The organism is Candidatus Binatia bacterium (genome assembly GCA_029243485.1).
Taxonomy (GTDB): Bacteria; Desulfobacterota; Binatia; order UBA12015; family UBA12015; genus VGTG01.
This window is the reverse complement of sequence record JAQWRY010000073.1, coordinates 118,504-131,840: the sequence shown is the minus strand read 5'-3', so window position 1 is coordinate 131,840 and position 13,337 is coordinate 118,504. Positions and strand designations below refer to the sequence as shown.

Here is a 13,337-nt window from a genome sequence, read left to right as displayed (position 1 = left end):
CTCCTCTTGCCTGCGTGCCGCCCGAAAGCGGCGATCGCGATCCCCGGCTGCGGCTCCACCGTTGCCCAGACATAGCTCGTTTGCCGCCCAGTGGGAACGCGTGCCGCCTCTCGTACGCTCGCGCAGCATCGGGTATAGCCAGAGCGAAGCACGGATGGCAGACCTTCGGATTCACCAGAGCAACCGGCTCGAACGACTGGCCGACCTACTCGCGGAACTCTGCCGACGCCCACTTGGCTCGCCGTTCGAGCCCGAACGAATCGTCGTGCCGAACCCGGGCATGGCCCGCTGGCTGTCTCTTCGGCTCGCCGACCGGCTCGGTGTGTGCGCCAACGTGGAGTTCCCACTTCCGTCGTCGTTCGCCTGGGACATCTGGCGCGCCGCGCTCGAGAACGTCCCGGAAGAGCCCGCGTACTCGGTGGCCGTTCTGTCCTGGCGAATCTTCGGGCTCCTCGACGACCTCGCCGGAGAACCGGCCTTCCGCCCGCTGGCGAGCTACCTCGAAGACAGCGACGACCTTCGACGGTTCGAGCTGGCCGAGCACATCGCCGAAGTCTTCGACCAGTACCTAGTCTATCGCCCGGAAATGATCGTGGCCTGGGAGGAGGACCGGGTCTTCTATCCCCCGGAAACCCGAGACGAGAAGTGGCAGGCCGCCCTTTGGCGGCGCTTGGTCGGCACGGGTGAACCTCGCCACCGAGCACGCCTTGCGCTCGAGCTGGAACAGGTTTCGAATTCGAAGCTCGCCGGCGCCCACCTGCCCGAACGCGTCATGGTCTTCGGCATTCCCGCACTCACGCGAATGCACCTCGCGACGTTCCGACGGCTCTCCGAGGTCGCGGAGGTCGACCTGTTCGTAGTGAATCCATGTCGGGCATACTGGGAGGACATTCTCCCGCCGTCCGACATCGCGCGACGCAGCGGCGAAACCGACCCGGCCGAGCTCTACTATGTTTCCGGAAACCCGCTTCTCGCATCGATGGGCCGCCAGGGGCGCGACTTCATCTCGATGCTGCAGCCCGGCGAAGCTACCGGAACCGAGTCTTTCGAGGACCCCAACGGCGGCGCGACACCGGCCCGCATCCTCGACGTCCTCCAGGGCGACATCCTCGACCTGCGAACGCGCAATCGCGACGACGCATCCGCCGCCGAGCCCGCCGCCGTTCCGTCGGACGACCATTCGGTACAGATCCACGCCTGCCACAGTCCGATGCGCGAGGTGGAGGTGCTCCACGACCGGCTGCTCGACCTGTTCCGCAACGATCCCGACCTCGAGCCATCGCAAGTCCGGGTGATGACCCCGGACATCGAGACCTACGCGCCTCTGATCGACTCCGTCTTCGGAACAGCCACGGGCCATCGGTACGTCCCGTATGCCATCGCGGACCGCCAGCCACGCAGCGAACGCTCGACGGTGGCCGCTTTCCTCGCGCTCCTCGAACTCCCCGAGGGGCGGTTCGACGCGACACAGCTGCTCTCCCTCCTGGAGACCGAAGCGGTCCGGCGACGGTTCGACCTCGAAGAGGGGGATCTGCCGCGCCTGGCGCAGTGGGTCCGCACGTCCGGGATCCGATGGGGGATCGACGCCGCGCATCGCGACTCTCTCGACCTCCCGGCCGTTCCCGAGAACACCTGGCGCTTCGGTCTCGACCGGCTGATGCTCGGGCACGCCATGGTCGGCAACGGCAGCCGAACGTTCGACGGGATCCTGCCGTGTGACGACGTCGAGGGACCCGAGGTCCGCTTGATGGGCGAACTCGACCGCTTTGCGGAAGAGATCTTCGACGCCGCGCACGATCTCGGTACCCCACGGACGGCGGCCGAATGGCAGGACACGCTCGATGGACTCCTCACGCGCTTCTTCTCGGGGCGCGAAGCAGAGGAGGACATCGAGACGATCCGCGCGGCCGTGCGGCGCCTGGTCGATGAGAGCCACCGCGCAGGATGCGCCGACACGCTCTCGCTGCAGCTGATCCTGCGCGGCCTCGACAGACTCCTTCGCCAGCCCGGCGGCGCGTGGGCCTTCCTCTCGGGCTCCGTCACATTCTGCACGATGGTGCCCATGCGGAACATCCCGGCTCAGGTCGTCTGCCTATTAGGGATGAACGACGAGTCGTATCCTCGGAGTCGGCGTCCTCCCGGTTTTGACCTCGTTCCCCGCCACCCGCAAAAGGGCGACCGGTCCCGTCGTGACGACGACCGCTACCTCTTCCTGGAGGCCCTGCTCTCGGCCCGACACACCTTCTATGTGAGCTACGTGGGGCGCAGCATCCGCGACAACACCGACATCCCGCCCTCCATCCTCGCGAGCGAGCTGCAGGACGCGATTCAAACGAGCTGCGTCGGCGACGACGGCGTGCAAATGCTCGATCTGGTCACCACGCATCCCTTGCAACCCTTCAGTCCACGCTACTTCGCGGGCGACGACCGCTTGTTCAGTTACGCACGCGAGCTCTGCGAGGCCGCCAAAGCCTCGAGAAACGCCGCCCGGAACCGACCAACCACCGCGCCGGCCTTTCTGTCGTCTACCCTTCCGACGCCCGATGAGGAATGGCGCACCGTACGCCTCGACGCGCTCCTACGGTTCTACCGCGATCCCACGAAGTACTTCCTGAAGAACCGGCTGGGCGTCGTGCTCGACGATTCCGAATCCCTCATCGAAAACAGCGAACCATTCGAGCTCGTCCAGCTGAATCGCTACCAGGTCCGCGACCGCCTGATGGACCTCGCCCTCGAGCGCCACGATGAGGGCAAGCTGCGCGACCTCGTCCGCGCCTCGGGTGCGCTCCCCCACGGACTCGTCGGCGAACGCGCGCTCGAAAGCCTACAGGTCGAGGTGGGCCAGGTGGCGAGCCGACTCCTGCCCCTTCTCCCCGCCGAACGGCTTCCTCCGGAGACGATCGATCAAGAATTCGGCAACCTCCGCCTCGTGGGTGCCCTCTCCGGGCTCACACACGACGGCATCGTCGATCACGGCTTCGACAACACGCGCAAGCCCGGCTCCCCCCGCAAGGCAACCCAGCCGAACGGCCGCGATCATCTGGCGCTCTGGATTCGCCATCTCGCGCTCAACGTCATGTCCCCACCCGGCGTCGCCCTCACTAGCCGGCGCGTCTCCAATCTGGGGGTTCTCGAACTGAAGCCGATCCCGAACGCAGCGCAACGGCTCTCCGAACTCTTGGAGCTGTATTGGGACGGTCTGCAGCGCCCCATGCAGCTGTTCCCGGACAAATCGATCGAGTGCCTCCTCGGCAGTCGGGAAACCGTCGCACTCTCCGAGATCGCCAGCCCGTGGAACGCCTACCCGAATGTGGCGTTCCGCAGCCGAGACCCCGGCGATGCCGAGTTCCTGACGCTCGCCCACCAGGTCTTCGGACCTCTCCTCGACGCGGCGGAGTTTACGAAGTGAGCACGGCAGACCACCAACCGCTGAAGGTCCTCGACGTCTCTCTGCCCGGCATCCACGCCGTCGAGGCCAGCGCCGGCACGGGCAAGACGTACAACATCACCGGCCTCTACCTACGGCTCCTCCTCGAAACCGACCTGACACCCGAACGCATCCTGGTCGTCACGTACACGGTGGCTGCGACGTCCGAGCTGCGGACCCGGATCCGCACCGGCATCCAGGAGGCACTCGAAGCGTTCGCCGAGAAGAACGCGCAGGACGCAAAAGGGGAAGAATACAAGCCGCCCCGCAATCTGGTCGGAGAGCTCGTCGAGCGTTCCTCCAACACGGAACGCGCCTACCGACGGCTCGGCAATGCCCTCCGCACGTTCGACGAGGCAGCGATCTTCACGATCCACGGCTTCTGCCAGCGCGTGCTCGCGGAGAGCGCGTTCGAGAGCGGCGCGCCTCTCGCGTCCGAGATGCTCGGCGATCAGAACGAGCTACTGGCAGAATGCGTTGAAGACTTCTGGCGGCGCGAAACCTACCAGGGCTCGCCCCTCTGGGTGCGGTACGTGCTGGACGCGGGGCTCGACCCGAGCAAGCTTCGAAGCGAGATCGCCAGCCTCGTCGGCCGACCATTCGCGGAAGTCCTGGTCCCCGACGTGCCGGACGTCGTTGGCGACGAGGCGCAATACGCCCGGCTCTTCGAACGGGCACGGACCGAGTGGGCGGCGAAGCGCCCCACAGTTCTCCAGCTCCTGCAGGCACCGGGGCTCTCGCGCTCGAAGTACAAAGCCTCCAGCATCCAAAACTGGGGCGACGAGATGGACCTCATGCTCGCCGGAACGACACCGTCGATCAAACTGTTCAAGATGTTCCACAAGTTCACGCCGGACGGTCTTCGAGAAGGCACGAACAAGAACAAAGAGACGCCGACCCATCCCTTCTTCGAGACCTGCGGCGAGATCCTCCGGGTGCAGGCCGGCCTCCAGCCGAACTACTTCGCCCGCCTCTGCAAGATGCGCGCGGACCTCCTGCAGTTCTGCTCGGACGAGCTTCGGCGACGGAAGGAAGAGCGTCGCGTGCGGTGGTTCGACGATCTACTGATCGACCTCGACGACGCACTGCGGTCCGAGGCTACGGGTGCAGCCCTCGCCGAGACGTTGCGGGAACGTTACGGCGCCGCGCTGATCGACGAATTTCAGGATACGGACCCGCTGCAGTACTCCATCTTCAACCAGATCTACCGCGACAGCGAAGCTCCCGTATTCCTCGTCGGAGACCCCAAGCAGGCCATCTACGCCTTCCGCGGCGCCGACGTCTTCGCGTACCTCGAAGCAAGGCGTGATGCGCGGGACCGCTACACGCTAGACGAGAACTACCGAAGCGACGCCGGCGTGGTGGAAGGCGTGAACGCGATCTTCCGCGCGAACGACGACCCCTTCGTCCTGGCCGACATTCCGTTCCAATCGGCTCGCCCCGCCTACGGAGAGGTCGCGGCTGAGTTTCGGAAGTCCACGGGGCTCCCTCCGGTCCGCGCGTGGTTTCTGCCCCGCGGGGAGGATGCCAAGTTGGGATCTTCGGACGCCCTGGAGTGGCTCGCGGAAGCAACCGCCGACGAAATCGCGCGACTCCTCCAAAGCGGCACGGAGATTCCAGCCAAGGGCGGCCCGGGCGTTCCGATCCACGGCGGCCACATTGCCGTCCTGGTGCGTAGCCACTCGCAGGGCCTTCGAGTTCGCCGAGCGCTGTCCGCGCGCGGCATCGCGGCCGTCGAATTGTCACAGCACAGCGTGTTCGGCTCGACCGAGGCCGAGGAGATGGAACGCATCCTCGCCGGCATCGCGGAACCCACGGACGAGAGGCTCGTTCGCGGTGCGCTCTCGACGACCTTACTCGGCGTGACAGCCGAGCAACTCGTTCAGCTCTCGGAGAGCGAACAAGGGTGGGACGACGAGACGGCGAGCTTCCACGAGTACCGCAGGGTCTGGTTGGCGGACGGATTCGGCCAGATGTTCCGACGGCTTCTGCGCAGCCGAAAAATCGCAGAGCGGCTACTCGACGGCCCCGACGGCGAACGAAGGCTCACGAACCTGCTTCAGATCGGCGAGCTGCTGACCAGCGAAGCCACAACGAAGCACAGCGGCGCCGAGAAGCTCCTCCAGTGGCTCGCGACCCGCCGCAGTGTGAGCGGAAGCAACGGTGCCTCCCCGTTCGAACACCTACTCCGACTCGAAAGCGACGAGAACCTCGTGCAGATCAGCACGCTGCACAATTCCAAGGGCCTCGAGTACCCGATCGTCTTCGTGCCCTTCGCTTGGACGTCGAGCAAGAGCGATCGCAATCCTCCGTTCGTCACGTTCCACAAGCCGGGGACGGAGGGCGGGCGCCCGCTGATCGATTTCGGCAGCCCCGACAAGGAAGAGTACGAACGGATCGCCGAGAGAGAAGAGCTCGCTGAGGACCTGCGTCTCCTGTACGTTGCGCTGACGCGAGCCAGGCACCACTGCACGTTCGGCTGGGGCGCGGTGAAGTCCGAGAAGCGATCCGCTCTCGCTTGGCTGCTCCATCGGGAGACCGAGCGCGGCGGCTCTGGAGCGGACCCACTCTCCCTCCCCTACCAGGATCTAGGCGATGACGAGCTCCTCGCGGCACTCGCGAAAGTCGCGGACGACTCCGGCGGCGCACTTGCGGTGCAATCTCTCGCTCGCCCGACAGACGAGGCACCCGAGCCGATCTCTCTTCCTGCGATCGGGGCCACCGGGCCGCTCCGCGCGAGGACCATCTCTCGAAACGTAGAGAACCGGTGGCGCATCACGAGCTTCTCTGCCCTCCGAGGCGGACGAAGCGTCGACTTCGCGGACCGAGACGGCCGCGCGACGGCCCCTACACAAGAAGCCGAAACCGGCCGCGATCTCTTCGGCTTCCCCAAGGGCGCGCGCGCCGGGGTTTGTCTGCACCAGCTCTTCGAGAAGTGGGACTTCACCGACGCTGATCCCGACCGCCTGCGCACGCTCGTCGCGAGCACGCTCGACGAGTACGGCTTCCCATCGTTCTGGGTCCCAACGATCCAGCAGATGATGAGAGACGTCCTCGACACGCCGCTCGATGACGGCGGCGCCGTCCGCCTCGGCGACGTTTCGATGGCACAGCGCTTGAACGAGGTCGAGTTCCACTACCCGGCTGGCCAGCTCACGCTCGAGGGTCTGAACGAGCTGCTCGAAACGCACGGCTATCCCGGCGTGCCCGACCGCGGCCCCGAAGACGAGCTTCCTCGTCCGCTCGTCGACGGCTACGTGAAGGGATACATCGATCTCGTCTTCGAATCCGGCGGCATGTACTACCTTGCCGACTACAAATCCAATTGGCTGGGCGGCAGCTTCGAGGCGTATCGGCCCAAGGCACTCGAGGCCGTCGTTCGCCACGAGCTCTACACGCTGCAGTACGTCACCTATACCCTTGCGCTGCACCGCCTGCTCCGACTTCGCATCCCAAAATACGATTACGATCATCACATGGGCGGGTCGTACTATCTCTTCCTTCGCGGCATGCAGCCCAAGCGTGGTTCGACCTCCGGCATCTTCTTCGATTGCCCACCACGCGCACTCATCGAGGAGCTCGACGAACGCATCGGACGGGGCCACGCCGCCGGCGCCGGAGGCAACGCATGACGGCCGCGACGTTCACTCCATCGTTCCTCGACGAGCTACCGCGTCGCTTTGCCGACTTCCTGGCTGAACGCACCGGCGACGATCCGCGGGAAGTCTGGCTCGGAGCGGCGCTCGCGAGCCAGCAGACCCTCGAGGGAGGCGCGTGCCTCGACCTACGAGAGTACGCGGGCCGTCCTTGGCCGGACAACGCGGCACCGGCCGAGGCTCTCGCCCCATCGTTACCCGACTGGATGACTGCGCTCCGCGCGAGCGGATCCGTGGGCGCCCCGGGTGAGAATCGACCGCTCGTCTTGACCGACGCCGGCCGGCTCTATCTCCACCGCTACTGGGAGTACGAAGATAAGGTGGCGCACGACCTCGAGCGCCGCGCGGCGACTCGGCCCGAGGGCATCGATCTAGACACGCTCACCAATACCTGGAACGGCCTGCCCGTCCGCGAACAGCTCTCCGAGGGCCAACGCGTGGCCGCCGTCACCGCCATCCTCCGCGGGCTCGCGGTGATCTCGGGCGGTGCCGGAACCGGCAAGACCACGATCGTCGCCTGCATTCTGCGACTGCTCGCCTCCCAGTCGCAGCCCGATCGCCCCCTGCGCGTGCGGCTCGCCGCACCCACGGGCAAGGCCGCGGGACGGCTGAAGGAGCAGCTCCGGGAGTACCGCGGTTCGCTCGACTCCGACGGCACGATCGACCGCATCATGCGCGACGAGCCGGCCACCCTTCATCGGCTCCTCGGCGGAAGCCCCAACGCCACACGCTTGCGGCATAACGCCGAGCAGCCCCTTCCGCTCGACGCTCTGATCATCGACGAAACTTCCATGGTCGACCTCGCCATGATGGCTAAGGTCGTCGATGCGCTTCCGAAGGCGGCCAGGTTGGTGTTGATCGGCGACAAAGATCAGCTGCCCCCGGTCGGCGTCGGATCGGTCTTCGGCGAACTGTGCGCGGCCTCCCCCGCCCCGCCTCCGGAGCTACGATCTGAGATCGAACGCGTCACGGGACACGCACCGAGCCCGGCGAGCGATCAGGCCACCGCGCTCTCCGGCTCGATCACGCTCCTGCGCCATTCGTTCCGCTTCGATGAAGCCTCGGGCATCGGCACCCTCGCGTCTGCCATCCGCGCCGGCGATGGCGCCGCACTCACACAGCTCGTCGAGCATCCACCCGCCGACATCTCCTGGATCCCTACCGAGGCCTCCGCGCCGACCGACTTGGGCCCGGCGGTCGCCACCCGCGTAACCGACGGGTTCGCTCCGTTCCTCGATGCGATCCGAAAGCACGCCGCGCCGGCCGACGTACTCACGAGCTTCAACCGCTTCCGCGTATTGTGTGTCCTCCGCGATGGCCCAAGCGGCGTCACCAGCTGGAACGCGCGGATCGAAGCGCATTTTCGACGACGACGTCGCATCGCGGCCGGCCAGACCTGGTACGAAGGGCGACCTGTGCTCGTCACGCGCAACGACTACGCGCAGCGACTGTGGAACGGAGACATCGGCGTCGCGCTCCGCCGAGACGACGGGAAACTGCGCGTCTACTTCGAAGGAACGTCGGGGGAGTTGCGCGACCTTCCTCCGGGACGATTGTCGCACGCCGAGACGGCTTACGCTCTGACGGTTCACAAGAGCCAGGGCTCCGAGTTCGAGCACGTGCTCCTCGCTCTCCCCGACGCGGACTCCCGGCTCGTCAGCCGCGAACTCCTCTACACCGGCGCGACGCGCGCACGATCGAAGCTGGACATCCTCGGCGACCCCCAGCGGTTCGCGGAAGGCATGTTCAAACAGCTCCCGAGGACTTCGGGGTTGGCGGAAGCCCTGGGCGTAAAGGACTTCCCGCAACCGCCCGTCCCCAAAGCCACCCCGCCTCCCACGACTCGCGAAGGCGGCCCGCCGCAGGGCGAGCTCTTCTGACTGCGGCCGGGCGCACCCCTACAGAAGACTGAGCTGCCGCGGATTCCCAACGGCCTCGTCGAAGCTCGAACCCACCTCCGGCAGGATCGCGTCGGCGATCGGTCGCAGCAACTTCTCCTCGGCGTGCGCGTGGTCGATGCCCTCCGGGAGCGGGCGCCCCGGGAGCACCGGCTCCGGCCCGTCGCGCGTCACGACGTAGCGGATGATCCCACCCCGGAAGTCCGGCACCTTGCGCGCCGCCTGAACGTGCGGTGGCGTCGTCCGCGTGTAGCTCGACACGTCGCCCTTCCGGATGCGCTTCACGTACACGAGTTCCTCGTCCAACTCGCCCGCGCGAACCCTCTCGACGACTTCCTTCACGAACGGCAAGACCTCACGGTCCGTGAAGACACGCTCTAGGATGCCTCGCTGAAGGCGCCCCGAGACCGCCGGCCAATCCCGCCGCACCGACTCGAGTCCGACGATCAACAGGTTCTCGTCTCGCCAGCCCGCATATCGCTTCTTACTTCCGCCGCGGCCGCCGCGTACCCGAGGCAGGAAGAACCGATCGAGCACGTACTCCAACTCGAGCAGCAGCCGCGGTTCCACGCGGTACTCCTCCGCGATCCGCACCGAGATGCGCTCCTGCACCCGGCTTCGCACCGCCTCGGCCTCCTCCCGTGCTGCCTCGCCAGACTGAACCGCCCGCAACTCAACGAAAACCGAGTCCGTGTCGCCGTAGAGCACACGCAAACCCTCTGCTTCGAGGATGTCGCGAGTCCAACCGAGCGTCTGCTGACCGAAGCCCGTAATTGCGTTCGCGATGTCTGGATCAAAAAACCGACACCCCGGCGACGCGAGCACCCCGAAGAACGCGTTCATCATGATCTTGATCGCCTGGTCCGCGTGTCGCGCGCCGCGCTGCTTCGCCTCCTCGCGGCTGGCCAGAAACTGATCGAGAAGGCCCGGAAGAATCGCGTCGCCGCGGGCAAAGCGTGCCCCGTTCGGGGCGATGATCGGATCGTCCATTCCCTCGCGGGCCGCACGCGCGTGCGCGAGCGGATCGAGTTGGAAGGTGCGGATCAGGCTCGGATACAGGCTCTTGAAATCCAGGACCGCAACGTTCCGGAACAAGCCCGGAGTCGAAGAGAGTACCGCACCGCCCGCAATTGGCCCGCCGCCCCGCACGTCAGCCACACTCCCCGCCACCGCGCCCCGCTTGCGCAGCTCCGGAAGATAGAGCCGATCGAACGACGCCACGCTGGCCCCGACGCGATCGAACGGCATACCGGACAGGAGACTCCGCTCGAGAGTGAGGTCCAGTAGGCCCTCCTTCTCCAGGATCTCCAGAACCAGTCGAGCATCCTCCAGATTGTAGGCGACGAGCGCAGGTCGATCCTCGCGATACAACCGGGCAATCTCCGCCGCGGCGTCGGGCGCCTCGTGATCGATCTGCTTCCCGCGACCGAGAACGGATTGGGCCACGGTCTCCAATCGGTAGTCCGGCAGCCGAAGTGCATCCCGAACGATTCCGATGCCGTCGAGCACCACACGACCCGGGATCTCGGCGCGGCCCTGACGGGTGAAGCCCCGGTCGCTCTCGAATCGCATGTCGCCGGGAACGCGACCGAAAGCCTCCAAGACTCCCGTGGCGCGACAACGGGCGGCGAGCACCGTCAGGTCGAAGTCGACGACGTTCCAGCCGGTGATCACGTCCGGATCGAGTGCGCGGATCCGCCTCGCGACGGCCGCGAGCAACGTCGCCTCGTCTTCGTGCGACACGGCGCCCGCAACCGGATCGGGCGCGACGAGGTGCACCTCTTCTGAGTCACAGCCCGCCAGCGCAACCGACCAGACCGCGCTCGCATCCTTGGGCGTCTCGATGTCGATCGACAAAACTCGGAGCGCCGGCCGGACGTCACTCGGCCGCAGCGTAGGATTGGTGAAAACGAGCAGGCCCGAATCTGTTCCTTCGGCAGGGCGCGACTCGCCGACGATCTCGACGCCGGCGCGCAGCCCGTGGTCGATCAGGTATCGGTAGGGGAACCTCAGGTCCGCCTCGAGCGCCCGCGCCCCGGCGCGTCTCAGCCGATCACGCATCGCCGGAACGTCCGCGGGCTTCTCGAGCGCAACGCGTGCGACCGCCTCGCCCATCAAGTCCACCCCGCCGGTGATCTCGATCGAAACGCCATCCGACCTCGGCACCGCATCGATGTCCCGCGTGTGCACGAACAGATACGGACGAAAGCGATCATCCTCGACCAGGAAGCCTGGCCCCTCCTCCAGGCGGCCGTACAGCTGCACGACCGGCCCAGAGCCACGCACGCGATACGTCGGCTGCAGGATGAGTCCCCGCATCGGCCCTACGCCCGCGCCCTTCGCAACCCCGGATGCGTGAGACTGAACACGAGCGCAGCGGCCATCAGCACTCCGTTCAACAGATACGGACCTCGCGGGGACCACTCGTAGAGCGCAGTGCCCAGGAGCGGCCCGAAGATGTTGCCCACGACGCCGATGGCGCTCGTGATACCCGCGACCGCACCCTGCTCTTCCGGCGCGACCGACAGAGACGCACCCGCCGCGTTGCCCGGTCGCACCAGACCGAGGCCCATCCCCAGGAACGCGAGCGCGACCGCATACCCGGCGAACCCGAGTTCGAGATTGAACAAACCGAAGGCGAGCACCCCGGAGCCAAGACCCGTCTGAATCAGCGTCGCCGGCCGGATCCGAAGCCTCTGCACGAGCCCCAGCTGCGCGCCGAGACCCGCGATCGCGAGGATCATGAAACCGATTCCGGCGAGTTCCATCGTTCGCGTCGGCGACAACGCGAGCATGTCCTGCAGAAAGAACGCAAGCGTGATCGTCGTCGTCGCGCGTACCGCCTGCATGCAGATGGCGATGACGACGAACGGTACGATTCGCGCGTCGGTGAACCGCAGCTTCTTGCCATCCTTCGGCACCACGACGACGGGCTTCTCCTTCTCCGGCAGGAACAGCCAGATCACCACCGCGCTGAAGATGGCGAGCCCCGCGGAGAGATACAGAGGGGCGAGCAGTCCGAAGGTCGCCAGCCCCGCGCCCACCGCCGGGCCCAGTGTTTGACCGGTACCAAACGCCGCATTGATGAGGGCCACGCCGCGCGTCCGCTCTTCCCGGCTCGTGCGGTCAGCGACGTAGGCCTGCGAGGCAGGAGGTGTGCCGGACCCGAAGACCGCAAAGACGCAACGCGACGCGACCATCAGGCCGAAGGCCACCATGGGCGTGAAGTACCCGTCGAGCGACAAGCCGATCGTGGTCGCGAGCAAGATCATCGAGGCCGCGAAGCCCAGGAGCCCGATCAACAAGACCGGCCGCCTCCCGATGACGTCGCTCCGCCGCCCCCACATCGGGCTCATGAAGACCCAGACCGACGCCGAGGTCGCGAAGATCATCGAGACCTGGAAGGGGGACAGGCCGATCTCTCGCGCCGCAGGCGGCAGAATGACGAACAACATCGCCTGCCCGATGCCCACACAGACCAAGCAGAAGAAGAGGAGCCACAGCCCCCGTCGATCGTCATCAACCACCGGACGGCACCCTAGCAGGTTGCAGGAGAGCTCCGGACCACGCCGGTCAGCCCGTCGGGGTTTCCGAACGCCCGGACGCGCCGCGCGGGCGAGATCGCGCTCTTGTCAGAAGCGACGATGCCTCGCCGAAAGTGACGGACAACTTCAGACTCAAGACACTAGCCCAGCTGCGACATCACCTGTTGCATGTCGAAATAGTCACGCCAGGCGCTGATCTTCCCTTCGGGAGTCACCTCGAACGTGCCCATGACTGGAATCTCGACGCGCTTGCCACCCATCGTGAGGACGTCGACACGCTCGGTCAGGACTTTGTTGCCCGACACCGCGAGGGCCTTCAACTCGAACGAGGCCTCGCCGCCCGGAGACATGAACTGGGCGAGCGTCGATTCAATTTCGGCGTGCCCCCGCACCGGGTCCACCGGGATGTTGTGATACACGGCGTCCTCGGTGAAGAACGCCAGGAGCGCCTTCAAATCGACCTGCTTCACCGTTTCGCAGAAGTTTCTTACTACCTTCTCTGGATCCATCCCGACGTCATACGTCGGAGCTCGCTTGGTGCCAAGCGGCGGCGCCCCGGCGACACGGGCGGCCCGCCCGACTGCGGCGGGCGAGATCCCGCAGGAGTTCCACTGGATCCACTCCGCGCGTGGCGACGCGCGGCACACCCGTATCACCGAGAAAGACGATCATCGCCGGCCGTAGCCCGGCCCGTCCCATCTCCTCCAGGAGCGCCTGGACGTCCAGGTCCACTTCCGCACCCTCGCCCGCTCCCGCCTCGCCCCGTTTCGCCACCGCTCCACCTCCCACCGGTTACGACACACCGACGGGA

7 protein-coding genes are annotated in these 13,337 nt (G+C 66.4%); 3 read left to right on the top strand and 4 right to left on the bottom strand.

The genetic code is table 11. The annotated features are described in order from the left end of the window. The first annotated feature begins 154 nt into the window (after positions 1 to 154). The 3 genes from recC to recD are packed head-to-tail and all read left to right on the top strand — an operon-like array spanning position 155 to position 8,963. Entirely contained in the window at positions 155 to 3,409 is a 3,255-nt protein-coding gene (recC, locus tag P8R42_21455) for an exodeoxyribonuclease V subunit gamma (GenBank protein ID MDG2307166.1), read from the top strand. Further along, positions 3,406 to 7,059, top strand: coding sequence for an exodeoxyribonuclease V subunit beta (recB, locus tag P8R42_21450; GenBank protein ID MDG2307165.1), 3,654 nt, complete (start codon positions 3,406 to 3,408; stop codon positions 7,057 to 7,059). Before recC ends, recB begins: the two co-directional genes overlap by 4 nt. Next, positions 7,056 to 8,963: an exodeoxyribonuclease V subunit alpha gene (recD, locus tag P8R42_21445; protein MDG2307164.1), complete on the top strand. Its 1,908-nt coding sequence runs from the start codon at positions 7,056 to 7,058 to the stop codon at positions 8,961 to 8,963. Before recB ends, recD begins: the two co-directional genes overlap by 4 nt. An 18-nt stretch (positions 8,964 to 8,981) precedes the next feature. On the opposite strand, the gene P8R42_21440 is transcribed toward recD, so the two are convergent. The 4 genes from P8R42_21440 to P8R42_21425 all read right to left on the bottom strand — a co-directional run bounded on the left by P8R42_21440 (position 8,982) and on the right by P8R42_21425 (position 13,300). Next, positions 8,982 to 11,300, bottom strand: a complete 2,319-nt coding sequence (locus tag P8R42_21440) for a DNA polymerase II (protein MDG2307163.1) — start codon at positions 11,298 to 11,300, stop codon at positions 8,982 to 8,984. A gap of 5 nt (positions 11,301 to 11,305) precedes the next feature. Beyond that, complete coding sequence (locus P8R42_21435; protein ID MDG2307162.1) at positions 11,306 to 12,508, bottom strand: MFS transporter; 1,203 nt, start codon at positions 12,506 to 12,508, stop codon at positions 11,306 to 11,308. Between the two features lie 158 nt (positions 12,509 to 12,666). Then, on the bottom strand, positions 12,667 to 13,035 hold the full coding sequence (locus P8R42_21430) for a limonene-1,2-epoxide hydrolase family protein (protein MDG2307161.1): 369 nt from the start codon (positions 13,033 to 13,035) through the stop codon (positions 12,667 to 12,669). 7 nt (positions 13,036 to 13,042) lie between these two features. Further along, complete coding sequence (locus P8R42_21425; protein MDG2307160.1) at positions 13,043 to 13,300, bottom strand: hypothetical protein; 258 nt, start codon at positions 13,298 to 13,300, stop codon at positions 13,043 to 13,045. Between the last annotated feature and the right edge of the window lie 37 nt (positions 13,301 to 13,337).